This window comes from Winogradskyella tangerina, assembly GCF_003260205.1.
Lineage (GTDB): Bacteria > Bacteroidota > Bacteroidia > Flavobacteriales > Flavobacteriaceae > Winogradskyella > Winogradskyella tangerina.
Map to the genome: position 1 here is coordinate 256,704 of NZ_QERF01000004.1, position 16,123 is coordinate 272,826.

Genomic DNA, 16,123 nt, shown 5'->3' on the forward strand with positions numbered 1-16,123 from the left:
ACTCCAATGGGCAAATTAGCAATTAACACAGCACAAAATGTCAATCTCGATTATAAGTTAATTGGATTAGGTGAACGCATGGTTGCTTTCTTGATCGATGGTGTAATTTTGGTGACCTACATGACCATTATGGAAAATTTGGTTGTGATCTCAGAAATTTTTGATGCTGACGGTTGGACACGTCGTGGTTTCCTTGGATTGTTTTATCTGCCAGCCTTCTTTTATTCTGTAGTCTGTCATATTGTTTTTGGTGGGCAAACCGTCGGGAAAATGATTATGAAGATTAAAGTCGTAAGGGTTGATGGTACACCGACGGAGTGGTATAATTTTTTTGTAAGATGGATGTTGCGCATAATTGATATTTGGATGTTCTTTTCGTCCATTGGTATCTTAAGCATTTTATTGTCTGAAAAGAAACAGCGTGTTGGTGATGCAGCTGCAGGAACTGTTGTGATTAGCGTCAAGAAAAAACACAAGATTACAAGTACTATTCTTGAAGAAATAACCGATGATTATCAACCTGTGTTCAATAATGTAACACAGTTAACGGACAAGGATGTTCGTATAATAAAAGAGGCATTTTTACTTTCGAGAAAGAACAATGATTTCAAGACCTTGACTTTACTTAAGGCGAAAATATGTGAGACTTTAGGAATTGAATCTAAACTTTACGATGTTCAATTCATTGATACCATTTTGAAAGACTATAATTACTACACACAGAACATGTAATGTTTTTTCAAACTTTAGACATATTTGGAACAGTTGCCTTTGCTATATCTGGAGTTTTGGTAGCGATGCACAAGCGAATGGATCCTTTTGGCGTACTGATCATTGCTTTTGTTACTGCTGTTGGAGGTGGAACTCTACGTGATATCATGGTTGGTGTAACGCCTGTTTCATGGATGCGCAATATTACCTTTGTGTACGTTATTATTGGTGCTACGCTTTTCGCTATCATTTTTCGAAATCAATTAAAACATTTAAGACGTTCCTTATTTTTATTCGACACCTTAGGAATTGGCCTTTATACAGTTGTGGGTATTGAAACCGGGTTGGTGGCAAATTTACATCCCCTTATTTGTATTGCACTAGGAACCATGACCGCTTGTTTTGGTGGTGTAATTCGGGATATTCTTTGTAATGAAATTCCTGTGATTTTCAGAAAGGAAATTTATGCTACTGCTTGTATTATAGGTGGATTTACCTATTTTCTTTTGAAAGAATTTCTACAAGATCAAAACTATCTATTTATTATTGCGGGCTTGGTAGTAATTATTATTCGACTGTTGGCAGTAATATTCAAAATTAGTTTGCCAAGTCTCTACAAATCCGAGGACTAAATTTTAATTTTTGATGGTCTCTAAGGCATCAACAACTCCAGTTCTTAAAGTGTAGTTAAATGAAGAAATTAAGGGATCTATCGGACCTATAATGCCTTCAATCTCCCTGTAGGTAGTCGCTAAGTTTTTATAATAATCAATGAGATTATTAGGTTCTAGGCCATAATAGTTACTCCATTCTAACATATCCTCGCATTCTTCATAAGTTTCCAAGGCGTAGAGTACCATAAACCAATCGAATACTGCATTGTGTTTGCCGAAATCTTTAAATTCATCATCGATAAGAATATCCCAAGACTTGCTGCCAATCGTTAAGGTTACAAAAAATGTGTCTTCCCTCAATTCTCCGAAGCCTTGGGATATTTTGATATTGTATTTCTTGTATTGAGCCTTAAGATGTTCTACTTCGAGATATTCCATCACATCTGTTCAATAGCTATTCTAACTCTGAGGAACAGGAAACCCTCTATCACGCATTAAAGCTTCAATTTTGGCGTCTCTTCCTCTAAACTTTTTATAAGCTTCCGCAGGATCCATGGCATTTCGTGGCGCAAATAAATACTTCACTAATTTTTCAGCCATGGCCTTATCATAGAATCCATCAGGTGCTTCTTTGAAAGCCTCAGAGGCATCACTTGTTAATACATCTGCCCACATATAACCATAATATGCTGTAGCATAACCTTCACCTGAAAAGACATGACCAAAATGAGGTGTTCTATGTCGCATTGGTAATTCGCTAGGCATCCCTAATTCGTCTAATGTTTCACGCTCAAATTTATCGATATCAATATCGGTTGGGTCTGCCAAATGTAACTTCATGTCAATAAGCGCAGAAGCCAAGTATTCTGTTGTTGCGAATCCTTGATTAAACGTTGAGGCTTTTTTAATTTTTGCGACGAGTTCAGCAGGAATAGGCTCACCGGTTTTATAATGTACCAGGTATTGATTGATCACCTCGTCTGTAGACAACCAACGTTCTAATAATTGCGACTGGAATTCTGTGTAATCTCTTACGCCACCTTGCAAGGTTGGATATTTAACGTTGGCAGCAAAGAAATGCAAAGCATGACCAAATTCGTGGAAGAATGTTGTCGCATCGTCCCATGACACCAATACCGCTTCTCCAGGTGCTGGTTTTACAAAGTTTGAATTGTTAGACGCCAACACATTGGTTTCACCTTCAAAAGTAGTATAATCTCTATACGTGGTTGCCCAGGCACCAGAGCGTTTGCCTTCACGTGCGTATGGATCTAAATACCACAGTCCGATGTGCTTGCCAGAATCTTTATCTGTGACTTCCCATACTTTAACATCTTCATGGAAAACAGGAACTGATCCTTCTTCAACTGGTGTAAAGTTGTAGTTAAAAATTTCACCTGCAACATAGAACATGGCTTCAGTTAACTTATCTAATTGAAGATATTGTTTTACTTCATCACTATCGAGGTCGTATTTTTTCTTGCGTACTTTTTCAGCATAAAAACGATAATCCCAAGGTTCGATGGTTATGTTATCACCTAGCTCATCGGCAACGGCCTGCATGTCTGCAACCTCTTCCTTTACGCGTGCAATAGATGCCGGCCAAACCTTAAGCATTAAATCCATGGCATTGTCGGGATGCTTGGCCATTCGGTCTTGCAGTCGCCATTCAGCATAATTATCATACCCTAAAAGTGCTACGCGCTCCTTTCGAAGTTTAAGGATATCTGCAATAATCTGATTATTGTCGTACTCATCCCCATTGTCACCTCTAGAATAGTAGTTTTCCCAAACTTGTTTACGAAGTTCTCGCTCTGTAGAATACCTAAGAAATGGATCCATAGAAGAACGTGTGTTCGTTACAGCATATTTACCGTCTTGGCCTTTATCTGTAGCGATCTTAGCTGCAGATTTTATATAACCATCAGACAAACCACCGAGTTGGTCTTTAGTTAAATAGGTGACATAATTCTCTTCATCGTGTAAGACATTGTTAGAAAATTTTGTGTAGAGGGTTGAAAGTTCTTTATTAATCTCTGCGTACCGTTTTTTCTTTTCAGCATCAAGATTAGCCCCGTTCATTTCGAATTGTTTGTAGATCAAATCAACCACGCGTTGTTCTTGTGCACCCAAAGGGTTTTTCTGTGATTCATCATAAACCGCTTTGATACGTTGGAATAGTTTTTCATTCTGAAGAATTTTTGACCTGAAATCAGATAGTTTCGGTGCTAGCTCCGCCTGAACTTCTCTAAATTCTGGTGAAGACATATTACTGCTCATAATGCCATAATAAGTAAATACTCTGTTCAGTGCCTTACCTGAACTTTCCATAGCAACAATGGTATTTTCGAAGGTAGGGTCTTCATCATTGTTGGCAATGACTTCAATTTCGCTTAAATTTAATTCCATTCCGGTTTCAACTGCTTCTTTCACATCGTCCACCTTCATTTTGTCGAATGCAGGGACGCCTTCAAATGGACCATCCCATTCCTGTAGGAGTATATTGTCCGTCATTAATTTATCGTCTGTATTTGGTTCTTCTTTACAACTTGAAAATAAAACTATACTGCTTAAAATGGCAGTTTTTAGAAATTTTGAATTCATTTTAATCAGCTTTTGAAAATTATTAGACAAGGTAATAAAAAGAAAATTGAGGATTTTATGAAAACGATTAATTGATTAGCTTAGTATGAGGACTACTGTCTTATGGCTGAACACGATGTAGTTTGAGTCTCATTTTTTCAATAAGTGTTTCTACCTCAGGTAATTGTTCTGTTTTTACCAGAATTATAGTATAAGAATCAGTATTCATATCAATATTGCGCAAAGAAATTCCGTAGGGTTGAAGTACCTCTTCAAAATGTTCAAATGCGTCATGAATGAACTTGTATTGGTCTAAGTCTATAGATTTTTGAAAGTCGACATCAAGATGATACTTTGTTTTAATTGCCTCTGTTATAAATCGATTTAATTCCGTAGAAGGAGATTTAACGTCAAAGTATCCATACATATATATATTATGTTCAATCTGATAATCTATTACTTCTTGGCATACCAATTCATGAGAAATGTGCCAGTAATTATTATGTTGGTCACGTTGCTTGTTTCGATTTGTAATTGTGTTCAAAATACCCTTCGCTTCAATCGGACTAATAAGCAGATGAACAAGCTGATTTAAGTAGACGAACTGATCTTCTTTTTCTTGTTGAGTCCACTCAGGAGGTTGCCAAATAGGTGATCGTTTAGTTTTATGTCGATCAATTATTGCCTTGGTTTTTTTGTCGGCTTTAATTTGACTTTGTCTAAAAACAAAATACAGCACGGCAAGCCCTGCTAAGACCAATAATTTGATTAAATAGTTTATTTCCATTAATCAATAATTTCGATCTTTCTGATATACACATTATGCAGTGGCCAATCACCCTCATCGGTCTCAACACTATTGATCTCATCAACAACATCCATACCGCGAATAACCTCACCAAATACGGTATAGTCCTTATCTAGATAATCTGCACCGCCAGTACGGTTGATAATAAAAAACTGAAAAGGAGATGCTAACTTATAGGCGTTCTCAATTTCGCTACTCGGCATAGAGACCGCGCCACGCTTATGAGTGTACCCGCGTTTAGTATCTGGAGGTAAAAGGTATTTGCCAATCTTTCTGCGACGTTTCGCGATGTTGTAATCATCACTACTTCCACCTTGAATCACAAAGTTTTTAACTACTCTGTAGAATTGCGTTCCGTCGAAATATTTGCGTTTCGTTAGGTATATAAAATTGGCACGGTGAAACTTTGTCTTATCATAGAGTTGAATATCAATAGTTCCGTAATCTGTGGTGATTCTCACTTTATCCTCCTTGTTTACTTTTTCATACTCCAAAAAATACTCCATAGCATTATCATCCGTTAAAATGGGATATTCTGATGCTGTGGTTTTCTTCGGAATTTCTTTAACCTGCTCTACAATAGAATCTTTAGATTTTGGAGCATTTGATTGTTTTGAAGTTTGCTTATCTTCACAGCTGCATAGGATCAAAAAGCTAATAACAATCCATCTAATTTTCATACATGTTATTTAATACGTTCTTAGAATCAGTAGTAAAAATAAAACATCTCGAACTTTTTGGAGAAGTATCGCACGCTAAAATGTCACCACCATATCGATTACAATTAGCAGAGCGCATGCGAGAACGCGCTAAAACGGCCAAGGTTGCTGGCGTAATGGCATTATTTTATCCTAATTTGAAGGGTGAAACCTTTCTTGTATTGATCTTGCGAAAAACCTATAAAGGCGTTCATTCGGCGCAGGTGGGTTTTCCTGGAGGAAAGTATGAAGAAACAGATGAAGATCTTATGGTGACTGCTCTGCGGGAAACAGAGGAGGAGGTAGGAGTGCCAGAAAGAGACCTCAATGTTATTAAAGCATTATCGCCTTTATACATACCACCGAGTAATTTTATTGTACATCCATTTTTTGCAATTTCTGAAACTACCCCGAACTTTATTAAACAGGATGAGGAGGTTGAAGACATCATTGAGGTACCACTTTTAGATTTCTTAGATGAATCGAATATTATAACCACAAGAGTACCAACCTCTTTTAATGTTGAGGTCGATGTGCCGGCTTTTAAATTAAATGGTCATATCGTTTGGGGAGCCACAGCAATGATGCTTGGCGAAGTAAAAGACTTGTTAAAACAAGTGCTATAGCACATCATATTTGTTACATTTGTTCCTGATAAATATCTATAACTAACAATGGGTTTATTTAAAACCAATCCTTTTGGACACGTACTTTGGGTAAAAAAGTGGCTGATTAGAATCCTAGGTCTATTAACGCATCAACGGTTTAGAGGGTTTAATGAGCTTCAAATTGAAGGCTCTGAGATCATAAAAAATTTACCTGACACAAACGTTCTATTTATTTCAAACCATCAAACTTATTTTGCAGATGTGATCGCTATGTTCCATGTCTTTAATGCAAGTTTGAATGGACGGTTAGACAGTATTAAAAATGTAGGTTATTTATGGAATCCGAAGCTAAATATGTACTACGTAGCTGCTAAGGAAACGATGAAATCTGGACTTATACCAAAGATATTTGCCTACACCGGATCGATAAGTATTGAGCGCACATGGAGGTCTAAAGGACAAGATGTGAATCGTCAGGTTAAAATGAGCGACATTAGCAATATTAAAAAAGCGCTCGACGATGGCTGGGTAGTTACCTTTCCACAAGGAACGACCACGCCCTTCAAGCCAATCAGAAAAGGAACAGCACATATTATTAAGCAATACAAGCCAATCGTTGTACCTATCGTAATAGACGGTTTTAGACGTTCATTCGACAAAAAAGGACTCCGAATTAAAAAGAAAAATATTTATCAATCTTTTGAGGTAAAGGAGCCTCTAGTAATCGATTACGAAAACGAATCGATAGCAGAAATTGTTGAAAAGATCGAATATGCAATAGAGCAACACCCATCGTTCTTAAAAGTGATTCCACAAGAAGAATTAGAAGAAAAAGAACGCATGAACCGTGAACTTAGAGATTGGGTTAATTAATCCTGTGAATTCTGAATTAATATATCTTCAAGGTAGTTTTTAAAATCTGCATTTTTATCCACGTGCAGAGCCAATACTTTAAAAGATCGTTTTATTCCATATAATCCATTAAGAACGTTTTCAGTTTTTAGATGGATGATGGTATTGTGTGGTTCCAAAGCTCCTAATATAGACAGTTTTCTAACTGATTTATTTGTTTCGATCTCTTTAGTCGATAATTCAATAGAACTGATATCATCTAAATCAATAACACTTTCGTTCATAATACCATATCTCAGGTAAACTTTATGATTATCAATAGTAATAGGCCTTTTAATCATCGATTTAAGGAATCCTATTATTTGAATTGCAGTATAAACACTTAATCCAGTAACAATATAAGCAACGAGCGAATTCCATTTTAATAGTAAAAAATGAATGGTCACTGTTTCTACGGCAATGATCAATTTAAAGACTAGTAAAAGACCTATCGTACCCGTATTTTTATGATAACTAAATTCGTTTGATTTTAGAGGTCTTCTTTTCCAATAAATGAATCCGTAATAGAATACTGAGATTTCAGTAACAACTGGCATTACAACTGCTTTTGGCAGAATTTCACTGCAAGTCATTTTTAAAGTAGTAAAAAAGTCGAATGCTCCATTCTTCTTCTTTTGTTTATAGCGTTGTTGAGCCTTATAGATTTTATAGATTACGAAACTTAAGATGCCAAGTTCTATAAATGGAAGAATCCAAGTCTTGAAGCCATTTAGGTATGTTTGGTTTTCTTCAGGTAAAATTACTGTACCGATGATAACACCCAAAATGATTAATGGTATGGCCGTTATTTTAGGGATAGAAGTTTTTCTTATGAGCAAGAAATAGATTAAGGGAATGGTTATTACTAAGTCTAAAGTAATGGCTAGAATTAAAACACTTGAATGCGTATTAAAAAACGGTGAAAATACAATTGCTACTACTGATGAAATTAATAAAAGTGGCACCCCAAAAACTAATAGGCCTTTATTAATATTTAAGGAGGAGTTCACTTTTAATTAATTATACTTCAAGCTTCTTTAATTCCTTGTAATTTCTATTTAATCGCTTTAAAAGAATACCATATATAAGTCTGTAAAACAGCCATAAAATTAGTATGATAAAGCCAGCAGTAAAAGCCGAAACTGCATAGAATACCAACATTTGTGTGGTGCTTGCTTCAACAATTTGTTGATGAAATTCAGGATTGTCTTGATATTCAAAATAAAGTGATAACGGAATTGACAAGAAGAACAAGGTTAGATTAAAAATCACATAGAACTTTATGATCTTACGGGTTCTCAATATGCTCTCCATTAATTTTTTAGCACTGTCGGTAGAGGAGATGCCCTTATACGACCTGAATAATAAATAAATGAATAATAGAATTACTAAATAACTGAAAATACTAATTCCGATGAAGAGCGGGTTTTCATAGCTTTCGTCGAGTTTTTCTCTAAAGGTAGTCGAAAGCATATAGGGTAAAACTGATGCAAGTAGCCAAAAAACTAATTCGCCTATACTGATGTAAAACAATGTTTTTACAATTGAAGACGATTTTCGATGCAACATTGGGTAAATGTCAGAGTCCGTATAACTCTTAAAGTCGGTCTCCCCACTTTGCCAGTCCTTCTTTAATAATTCTAATTCATCCATAAGCCTACGGATTTAATATTGTTTTTAATTTCTTTTTTACACGGTTCATTTTAACACGTGCGTTTACTTCGGTTATCCCTAAAGTTTCACTGATTTCTCTATAGTCTTTATCTTCTAGATATAAAAAAACCAATGCTTTTTCAATATCATTTAATTGATGTACTGCTTTGTACAACAATTTTAATTGCTGTTCTTCAGTATCGTCATATTCTTCTGCTTTTATCTTAAACTGAACATTTTCAAATTCTTGTGTGTTAATTCGACGTTTCGATTTTCGATAAAGCGTTATTGCGGTATTTAAACCTACGCGATACATCCAGGTACTAAATTTAGAGTCGCCTCTAAACTTAGGATAAGCCTTCCAAAGCTGAATGGTTATTTCCTGAAAAAGATCGTTATGAGCATCAGCATTGTTAGTGTATAAACGACACACTTTATGTACAATGTTTTGATGCTTTTGCAACTGCTCAACAAAACTATGTTCGAGTTCTTTATTCAATTGATGAAATGGTTAGTTGCCTATTAGTAGTAAGACTTTTAATAATGTTACACAATTCATTAAAAAGTATAAATTTCGATCTTTAAATCGTATTTTTGTAAGAGCAAATTTAACCACAAATGTTATGAATATTCCTGAGTCTAAATTACCAAGGGTTGTTATAATAGGTGGCGGTTTTGCTGGTATAAATTTAGCAAAAACATTAGCGAATAAAAATATTCAGGTTGTATTAATCGATAAGCACAACTATCACACTTTTCAACCTTTGCTTTATCAAGTTTCAAGTTCTGGACTCGAGCCAGATTCTATAGCTTATCCCTTAAGGAAGATTATTAAAAAGCATAAAACGTCTTTTTTTCGCCTAGCGGAAGTGCAACATATTTCTCCTGAAAAAAACGAGATAAGAACCAGCATCGGAACAATTTCTTACGATTACTTGGTTATCGCTACTGGAACCAAAACCAATTTTTTTGGTAATAAAATGGTTGAATCGAACAGTATGCCGATGAAGACTGTGCCTCAGGCATTGAATATTCGCAGTTTGATATTGCAAAATTTTGAAAAAGCAGCCATCGCCGATACCGAAAAAGAGCGAGACGCCTTTCTGAATTTTGTAATCGTTGGTGGAGGTCCAACCGGCGTAGAACTTGCAGGTGCTATTGCTGAACTAAAAAACCATATTTTACCAAGAGATTACCGTGATCTCGATCCTAGTGATATGACAATTCACTTGCTCGAAGGTAATTCGCGTGTATTGCCTCCAATGAGTGAGCATGCCTCCAAAAAAGCAGAAGAATTTTTAAAGGATTTAGGCGTGAAGGTGCATTGTAATACTTATGTGCAAGACTACGATGGTCTTAATGTTAAAACAAATTCTGATCTCGAAATGCAATCTCAAACCCTAATTTGGGCAGCTGGTGTAACTGGTGCTCCTGTTGATGGTTTAAAGGCAGAAACACTTGTTGACAAGGCGAATAGATATCGGGTTAATGTATATAATCAAGTGGAAGGATACCATAATATTTTTGCGATTGGTGATATTGCATTAATGACTACAGACGAATATCCTTCTGGTCATCCTCAGGTGGCACAACCAGCTATTCAACAAGGGAATTTGTTAGGTAAAAATCTCCTAAAACTAATTAATAATAAACCCATGAAAGCCTTTAGCTATCATGATAAGGGATCAATGGCAACTATTGGAAGAAACAAGGCAGTAGTAGACCTTAAACGTTATAAGTTTGCTGGGTTTTTTGCATGGTTTGTTTGGATGTTTGTTCACCTCATGGCACTCGTAGGGTTTAGAAATAGAGTGGTGGTGCTTTTCAACTGGACTTACAATTACATCAATTTTGATAAAGCGGCACGACTCATCATTAGGCCATTTAAAAAGTAATTCTAGGCGTCTTTACTTTTTAAAATTCCAATAACAATGAGATACTGAGCAAGGGCATAGGTGACCATTATACTTATATGAGACATGGGAATCGGTTGATAAAACTTATTTAAAGCCAAAATACTATCGGAAATCATAAAACATAAGGCACCTAAAAACACAAGATTAAAACTCCATTTATTTACTTTTTGCCTTCTCAGGAATGCTGTTGCTGCCATGCTTAAAATAACGACCATATAAATTACTACCGGAATTAGCATGTCTCCTAATCCATCTTTAAGCAAATAAAACAATCCGGATGCATAAACCAGCAGAACTACAATAAATCCAAATATTGCTCGCGAGAGTTTCTTGTGCTTTAAGAATACAAGGATATACATAAGGTGTGCGAGCAAAAATGCAACCAATCCGAAAGTAAAGAAATGTGGAGAGCGATCAACGAACATTAATAAGGTATCGCCAAGAAGCGAAAATATCAAGGCCATTGTGGTTAAATTAATAATGGCTCTGTTGAGCCCTTTGGAGGTTTTTAGAAATAGAAAAATTAAACTCACTACAATTGCTGGTTTTGCGATGTAGTGGGCATATTGTAAAGTCTCGGTACTTCCCGTCAACAATTCAAAAAGGACAATAACAAAGAACAGGATAGTGAATTGTTTCTCGATATTAGTTAGCATCAAATAGTGGTATTAATGATAAAATCAATTCGTCATAGAATTATAACAGTTCGGTAAAATACAATTTCTATTCAACTATAAATGCTAGAATTTTGTTCAACAATCAAATTACGAACAGTTATTACCAATCAAAAAATGAAAACACTAACCAAAATTTTAATCTTTTTAGTATCCATAGTTTTGCATAGTCAAACAACAGTTTCAGGAAAAGTGATGGATAATAAAAGCCAGCCCATTGAAGGTGCCAATGTCTACTTAGATGGTACTTATGATGGCGCTACAACTGATGTTAATGGCGAATTTCTTTTTACTACTGAAGAAGAAGGAACACAAGCTCTAGTTGTTTCTTTTCTCTCTTTTGAAACTAAAACCATTGTTGAAGAGGTCAATAAACTTTCTAATCTTCAAATTAAACTTCGTGAAGATGTAGAATCTTTAGATGCTGTTGTTTTGAGTGCCGGTACGTTTGAAGCGAACGACAATAGCAAAGTATCAGTGCTAAAACCGTTAGATGTAGTAACGACGGCTAGCGCTCTCGGTGATTTTGTGGGTGCCTTACAGACGCTTCCAGGAACGTCCAATGTTGCAGAAGATGGACGGCTATTCGTGCGTGGAGGTGATGCCGAAGAGACGCAGATCTTTATTGATGGCATAAGAGTATTTACGCCATATACGCCAACAACCAATAACCTTCCAACAAGAGGTCGCTATTCACCATTTTTATTTGATGGAATTACGTTTTCAACCGGTGGATATTCTTCTGAATTCGGACAAGCACTATCTAGTGTTCTACTTCTGAATACCATTAACGAACCTATTCAAGAGAAAACGGATATAAGTATAATGTCTGTAGGTGTAGGTTTGGGTAATACTCAAAAATGGGAGAAATCTTCGTTAAGCTTCAATACGTCCTATGTAAATTTGGGACCCTACTTTGATATCTTCAATAATAGGAATAACTGGGACAGGCCGCTTCAGGCCGCTCAAGGCGAAACTGTCTACCGACAAATTTTTGATAGCGGAATACTTAAATTTTATGCGGCTTTTGATTTCACCGATCTGGCCACCACACAGGAAGATATCAATTTTGAAGAAGGCTTAGATTTCAGTCTGAACAACAAAAACTTTTACGTTAATACCTCGTACAAAGGCGTTTTAGGAAACGGCTGGACACTCAATACAGGTCTTAGTTATACCTACGCACGAAATAAAATTGGGATTATGACCAGTGATGTTAGGGATACTGAAAACTCGGCACATGTTAAGTTAAAATTGAAAAAACGCTTCAACAGTAGATTTAAACTGAGCTTCGGTACGGAACAATTTATTACTGATTTTGACGAAAAATTCGAGGATACAGGGATCAATGAAAACTACGGATTTAATAATAATATTACCGCTGGCTTTGCTGAGGCAGACCTCATTTTTTCTAAAGATCTGGCTTTAAAAGTTGGTGTAAGGGCAGACTACAGCTCTATATTTAATGATTTTGAAATAGCACCCAGAACAGCCTTAGCTTATAAAACTTCAAAAAACGGTCAGGTATCTTTGGCCTACGGTAACTTTTTTCAGAACCCGAATAATTCAATCTTAAAGTTCGAACAAAATCTACGTGCCGAAAAAACCACTCATTATATATTAAACTATCAATACGTTAATGATGGTAAAATTTTTCGCGCTGAAGCCTATAGGAAAGATTACGATCATTTAGTAAAGTTCGATTCGGAGTTTACAACGTTTGATAGTGAGTATAATTCAAATGGCGATGGATTTGCTCAAGGTGTTGATTTGTTCTGGCGAGATAATACAAGTATAAAGAATTTGGACTATTGGATCAGCTATTCATATTTAGATACTGAACGGGACTACCGGAATTTTCAAAATTCAGCACAGCCCAATTTTGCTACTAACCATAATTTCTCAGTTGTAGGTAAATATTGGATTGAAAGTTGGAAAAGTCAGGTTGGATTAGCTTATGCTTTTGCATCAGAAAGGCCTTATACCAATCCTAATAGAGGCGGGTTTTTAACCGAGCGCACTAAGGCTTTCAATAGTTTGAGTCTTAACTGGGCCTATTTATTAGATCAACAAAAAATCTTATACTTTTCGGTTAATAATGTTTTAGGGTTTAAAAACATAAATAATTATCAATATGCCGATACACCAGATTTGAATGGACAATTTAACCGAAGAGCCATTCGCCCGGGTGCTGACCAGTTCTTTTTTATAGGCTTTTTCTGGACCATAAGTGAAGACGGAAAAGACAATCAATTAAACAATTTATAATCTATAAAATATTGGCTATGAGGCAAACATGACTTTTGTCATAAGATTTATGCTTTATGATGGGTAACTTTAAGGTATAAATTAAAACGTCATGGAACTCAAGAAGAACCCAAAAGCCAATGTAGGTCGAAACAGCAGTTTATATTTTGCTGTTGGCTTAAACGTAATGTTACTCCTTACATACTTAGGATTAGAACATAAGACTTACGAATCAGAAGCGACTAAGATAGATATCTTAATGTTGACAGAGCAGCTTGAAGAAGATATTCCAATTACGACAATTAATATCCCTCCACCACCTCCTCCTAAGCAAGTGGTGACACAAGCTATAACTATAGTAGATGATGTTGAGGAAGTTGAAGAAACTTTTATAGAGAGTACAGAAATTGGTCAGGACGACATTATTGATGAGCGCGTTGTTTCTGTAGAAGAAGTAGAAGTTGAAGAAATAGAAGAAGATATAGAAGTACCTTTTGCAGTTATTGAGCGTGTACCCCAATTCCCAGGATGTACAGGTAATAATGATGAATTAAGAGCTTGTTTCCAACAAAAAATGAACGAGCACTTACAGAAACACTTTAGATACCCACAAGCAGCTGCCGAATTGAATATTCACGGACGTGTATTTGTATTATTCAAAATAAATAAACACGGTCAGGTTACTGGTATTAAGAGTAGAGGTCCTAATCATTTATTAGAAACTGAAGCTGAACGTATCATTGAATTATTACCAAAAATGGTACCTGGTAAACAAAGAGGAAAGCCTGTTAACGTACCTTACAGTATACCTATTAACTTTAAGTTAGAACAACAATAAACTAAACAGTAATACTTGGTTTAGATAAATTTTTGATTGATGACAAAACCCCTTTTTAGAAGGGGTTTTGCTATTTATATAAACTTATTTTTTAGTGTATACCAATTGCAGGTGGTGCCTTCAAATTGAAATGTGCCTGAAGGGATCAAACCGATTTTCTTTAAAATTGCATTTGATGCAGTATGTTTTTTTTCAGCTGCTGCACTTATTTCTTCTAACTTCAGATCTTTAAATCCGTATTCAAGAGAAGCTAAGGCTGCTTCAGTGGCGTAACCATGACCCCAAAATTCTTCTTTAAGTCTATACCCTAGATCATAATAGTTGAATTCTTTTCGAACTACGCGTTCATATTTTAAGCCCGACCAACCCACAAATTCGCCAGTGTCCTTTTTTTCTATAGCCAAACGACCAATACCAAAATCTTCATATTGTTTTAGAACATCGTCGATCATTGACCGCGATTGCTCAATGGATTTCACAGGATTTTTACCCAAAAATTCATGGACCTTTGGATTAGAATCCATTTCAAAAAAGCCCTGTGCGTCATTTATTGTAACGGGTCTTAGGATGAGGCGTTTGGTTTCGATTTTTATATTCATACTATTTGACGAAATAAATAATTATAATAGTTAAGCTAAGGTAGAAAAGTCTGCCATAGACTGTCAGTTGTTTGGCCTGTTTTAGTTTAAGATCGAACCCATATTTTTTAAACCTCTGAATTTCTGATGTGTTATAATCATTATTTTCCCATTTAGCGCGCCCCGAAAATCTAAAAGGCAAAAAGAAAAATAATAAAGATTCAGAGTTGCTTAGAGGCATTAATTTTCTTTTTTGAACATTTTTTTCTTCTTCTGTCATGTAAAATCCTTACTTCCACTTAATGTTACAGCCCATACTTGGTTTCTGGTTGGGATCAATAGAATTATTATTAACTAAGGCACTCATAGCAGACCTTAAATCTTCTCCTGTTACAGGAACACCATTACCAGGTCGAGAGCCATCTAGTTGCCCTGCATAAACCAACTTCAAATCGTTGTCGAACAGAAAGAAATCCGGTGTACAAGCTGCATCATAGGCCTTGGCTACTTCTTGGGTTTCGTCGTATAGATAAGGAAAAGGGTAATTGTTAGCCTCTGCATGAATTTTCATTTTATCAGGCCCATCCTGTGGGTAGTTTACAACATCATTGCTAGAAATGGCGATGGTTGAAATTCCTTTTGAAGCATAATCATTAGCTAATTTTACCAGTGCTTCGTTAACGTGAATAACGAAAGGGCAATGATTACAAATAAACATAACCAAAGTGCCAACATCGCCTTTTAATTGATGGAGTGATTTAATTTGATCATCTTTAGTATCTACTAAATTAAAATCTGGTGCTTTGGTGCCAAGAGGCAACATATTTGAAGGTGTTAATGCCATTATTTTAAGAAGTTTTATATAATTTTAAAGCATGGATAATATAATAATATTTGAAGACTTTACGAAGGTCGATTTACGTGTTGGAACTATCCTAGAGGTTAATGATTTTCCGAATGCCAAAAAACCTGCGTATCAACTCACCATCGACTTTGGGGATCTGGGGATTAAAAAGTCTTCCGCTCAGATTACCACGCAATATAGTAAAGAAGATCTACTGAATAAGCAAATTGTTGCAGTGGTGAATTTTCCGAAAAAACAGATTGCTAATTTTATGAGTGAGTGTTTAGTTATGGGTGCAGTAAAGGAGAATGATGTGTTTTTATTACATCCGGAGTCACTAGTTAAAAATGGGTCTCAAGTGTCTTAGGTAAATGGGGACTTCTCGATAAAATTTTACACGTAAAATCACTCAAAGCTTCAGGCCGCAAGCAGTATGCTTTAGGCGTTATGCAAATAATAT

Annotated in this window: 18 protein-coding genes; 8 read left to right on the forward strand and 10 right to left on the reverse strand. The window is 35.8% G+C overall.

Going from position 1 to position 16,123, the window contains the following annotated elements:
* The first annotated feature begins 6 nt into the window (after window positions 1–6).
* Window positions 7–732: an RDD family protein gene (locus tag DDY94_RS08395; RefSeq protein WP_111683654.1), complete on the forward strand. Its 726-nt coding sequence runs from the start codon at window positions 7–9 to the stop codon at window positions 730–732.
* Window positions 732–1,343 carry a trimeric intracellular cation channel family protein gene (locus DDY94_RS08400; protein WP_111683655.1) on the forward strand — a complete coding sequence of 204 codons (612 nt, stop codon included), beginning with the start codon at window positions 732–734 and terminating at the stop codon, window positions 1,341–1,343. Before DDY94_RS08395 ends, DDY94_RS08400 begins: the two co-directional genes overlap by 1 nt.
* A 3-nt stretch (window positions 1,344–1,346) precedes the next feature.
* Here the strand turns inward: DDY94_RS08400 and DDY94_RS08405 are convergent, their stop codons facing one another.
* The 4 genes from DDY94_RS08405 to DDY94_RS08420 form a co-directional block, all read right to left on the reverse strand.
* Window positions 1,347–1,763, reverse strand: a complete 417-nt coding sequence (locus tag DDY94_RS08405) for a hypothetical protein (protein WP_111683656.1) — start codon at window positions 1,761–1,763, stop codon at window positions 1,347–1,349.
* A 21-nt stretch (window positions 1,764–1,784) separates the two neighbouring features.
* On the reverse strand, window positions 1,785–3,929 hold the full coding sequence (locus DDY94_RS08410; protein ID WP_111683657.1) for a M3 family metallopeptidase: 2,145 nt from the start codon (window positions 3,927–3,929) through the stop codon (window positions 1,785–1,787).
* 100 nt (window positions 3,930–4,029) lie between these two features.
* On the reverse strand, window positions 4,030–4,695 hold the full coding sequence (locus DDY94_RS08415) for a DUF6630 family protein (protein WP_111683658.1): 666 nt from the start codon (window positions 4,693–4,695) through the stop codon (window positions 4,030–4,032).
* Window positions 4,695–5,396, reverse strand: a complete 702-nt coding sequence (locus DDY94_RS08420; RefSeq protein WP_111683659.1) for a peptidylprolyl isomerase — start codon at window positions 5,394–5,396, stop codon at window positions 4,695–4,697. The genes DDY94_RS08415 and DDY94_RS08420 overlap by 1 nt, the downstream gene beginning before the upstream one ends.
* A 2-nt stretch (window positions 5,397–5,398) precedes the next feature.
* On the opposite strand from DDY94_RS08420, the gene DDY94_RS08425 reads away from it, so the two are divergent.
* Together DDY94_RS08425 and DDY94_RS08430 are read left to right on the forward strand one after the other, a co-directional pair.
* Entirely contained in the window at window positions 5,399–6,040 is a 642-nt protein-coding gene (locus DDY94_RS08425) for an NUDIX hydrolase (RefSeq protein WP_111683660.1), read from the forward strand.
* A 48-nt stretch (window positions 6,041–6,088) separates the two neighbouring features.
* Window positions 6,089–6,895, forward strand: coding sequence for a lysophospholipid acyltransferase family protein (locus DDY94_RS08430; protein ID WP_111683661.1), 807 nt, complete (start codon window positions 6,089–6,091; stop codon window positions 6,893–6,895).
* Here the strand turns inward: DDY94_RS08430 and DDY94_RS08435 are convergent.
* The 3 genes from DDY94_RS08435 to DDY94_RS08445 are packed head-to-tail and all read right to left on the reverse strand — an operon-like array spanning window position 6,892 to window position 9,065.
* Window positions 6,892–7,923 (reverse strand): hypothetical protein, encoded by a 1,032-nt coding sequence (locus DDY94_RS08435; RefSeq protein ID WP_111683662.1) that lies wholly within the window; start codon window positions 7,921–7,923, stop codon window positions 6,892–6,894. The genes DDY94_RS08430 and DDY94_RS08435 overlap by 4 nt on opposite strands.
* Window positions 7,924–7,933: 10 nt before the next feature.
* Window positions 7,934–8,566, reverse strand: a complete 633-nt coding sequence (locus DDY94_RS08440; RefSeq protein WP_111683663.1) for a hypothetical protein — start codon at window positions 8,564–8,566, stop codon at window positions 7,934–7,936.
* Window positions 8,567–8,570: 4 nt separating this feature from the next.
* A complete protein-coding gene (locus DDY94_RS08445) occupies window positions 8,571–9,065 on the reverse strand; it encodes an RNA polymerase sigma factor (RefSeq protein WP_111683664.1) in 495 nt (164 codons plus the stop codon).
* Window positions 9,066–9,189: 124 nt separating this feature from the next.
* Between DDY94_RS08445 and DDY94_RS08450 the strand changes: the two genes are divergently transcribed.
* The gene (locus tag DDY94_RS08450; RefSeq protein WP_111683665.1) at window positions 9,190–10,461 is read left to right on the forward strand and encodes an NAD(P)/FAD-dependent oxidoreductase; all 1,272 of its coding nucleotides are present in this window, start codon (window positions 9,190–9,192) and stop codon (window positions 10,459–10,461) included.
* 2 nt (window positions 10,462–10,463) lie between these two features.
* Here DDY94_RS08450 and DDY94_RS08455 read toward each other — a convergent pair whose 3' ends face one another.
* Window positions 10,464–11,138, reverse strand: a complete 675-nt coding sequence (locus DDY94_RS08455; RefSeq protein WP_111683666.1) for a lysoplasmalogenase — start codon at window positions 11,136–11,138, stop codon at window positions 10,464–10,466.
* Window positions 11,139–11,273: 135 nt separating this feature from the next.
* On the opposite strand from DDY94_RS08455, the gene DDY94_RS08460 reads away from it, so the two are divergent.
* Both DDY94_RS08460 and DDY94_RS08465 read left to right on the forward strand, forming a co-directional pair.
* On the forward strand, window positions 11,274–13,424 hold the full coding sequence (locus tag DDY94_RS08460; protein WP_111683741.1) for a TonB-dependent receptor: 2,151 nt from the start codon (window positions 11,274–11,276) through the stop codon (window positions 13,422–13,424).
* 91 nt (window positions 13,425–13,515) lie between these two features.
* Window positions 13,516–14,241, forward strand: coding sequence for an energy transducer TonB (locus tag DDY94_RS08465; RefSeq protein ID WP_111683667.1), 726 nt, complete (start codon window positions 13,516–13,518; stop codon window positions 14,239–14,241).
* A 74-nt stretch (window positions 14,242–14,315) separates the two neighbouring features.
* Here the strand turns inward: DDY94_RS08465 and DDY94_RS08470 are convergent, their stop codons facing one another.
* Entirely contained in the window at window positions 14,316–14,840 is a 525-nt protein-coding gene (locus DDY94_RS08470) for a GNAT family N-acetyltransferase (protein ID WP_111683668.1), read from the reverse strand.
* A gap of 268 nt (window positions 14,841–15,108) precedes the next feature.
* A complete protein-coding gene (locus DDY94_RS08480) occupies window positions 15,109–15,663 on the reverse strand; it encodes a thioredoxin family protein (protein WP_111683670.1) in 555 nt (184 codons plus the stop codon).
* Window positions 15,664–15,694: 31 nt separating this feature from the next.
* Here DDY94_RS08480 and DDY94_RS08485 point away from each other — a divergent pair, with 31 nt between their 5' ends.
* Window positions 15,695–16,030: a tRNA-binding protein gene (locus DDY94_RS08485; RefSeq protein ID WP_111683671.1), complete on the forward strand. Its 336-nt coding sequence runs from the start codon at window positions 15,695–15,697 to the stop codon at window positions 16,028–16,030.
* Window positions 16,031–16,123 lie beyond the last annotated feature (93 nt).

Coding starts and splice junctions, on each gene's coding strand:
- DDY94_RS08460 (WP_111683741.1), top strand. CDS start 11,274: ATGAAAACACTAACCAAAATTTTAATCTTTTTAGTATCCATAGTTTTG.
- DDY94_RS08485 (WP_111683671.1), top strand. CDS start 15,695: ATGGATAATATAATAATATTTGAAGACTTTACGAAGGTCGATTTACGT.
- DDY94_RS08400 (WP_111683655.1), top strand. CDS start 732: ATGTTTTTTCAAACTTTAGACATATTTGGAACAGTTGCCTTTGCTATA.
- DDY94_RS08420 (WP_111683659.1), bottom strand. CDS start 5,396: ATGAAAATTAGATGGATTGTTATTAGCTTTTTGATCCTATGCAGCTGT.
- DDY94_RS08425 (WP_111683660.1), top strand. CDS start 5,399: ATGTTATTTAATACGTTCTTAGAATCAGTAGTAAAAATAAAACATCTC.
- DDY94_RS08430 (WP_111683661.1), top strand. CDS start 6,089: ATGGGTTTATTTAAAACCAATCCTTTTGGACACGTACTTTGGGTAAAA.
- DDY94_RS08415 (WP_111683658.1), bottom strand. CDS start 4,695: ATGGAAATAAACTATTTAATCAAATTATTGGTCTTAGCAGGGCTTGCC.
- DDY94_RS08480 (WP_111683670.1), bottom strand. CDS start 15,663: ATGGCATTAACACCTTCAAATATGTTGCCTCTTGGCACCAAAGCACCA.
- DDY94_RS08470 (WP_111683668.1), bottom strand. CDS start 14,840: ATGAATATAAAAATCGAAACCAAACGCCTCATCCTAAGACCCGTTACA.
- DDY94_RS08465 (WP_111683667.1), top strand. CDS start 13,516: ATGGAACTCAAGAAGAACCCAAAAGCCAATGTAGGTCGAAACAGCAGT.
- DDY94_RS08450 (WP_111683665.1), top strand. CDS start 9,190: ATGAATATTCCTGAGTCTAAATTACCAAGGGTTGTTATAATAGGTGGC.
- DDY94_RS08455 (WP_111683666.1), bottom strand. CDS start 11,138: ATGCTAACTAATATCGAGAAACAATTCACTATCCTGTTCTTTGTTATT.
- DDY94_RS08395 (WP_111683654.1), top strand. CDS start 7: ATGGGCAAATTAGCAATTAACACAGCACAAAATGTCAATCTCGATTAT.
- DDY94_RS08405 (WP_111683656.1), bottom strand. CDS start 1,763: ATGGAATATCTCGAAGTAGAACATCTTAAGGCTCAATACAAGAAATAC.
- DDY94_RS08440 (WP_111683663.1), bottom strand. CDS start 8,566: ATGGATGAATTAGAATTATTAAAGAAGGACTGGCAAAGTGGGGAGACC.
- DDY94_RS08410 (WP_111683657.1), bottom strand. CDS start 3,929: ATGAATTCAAAATTTCTAAAAACTGCCATTTTAAGCAGTATAGTTTTA.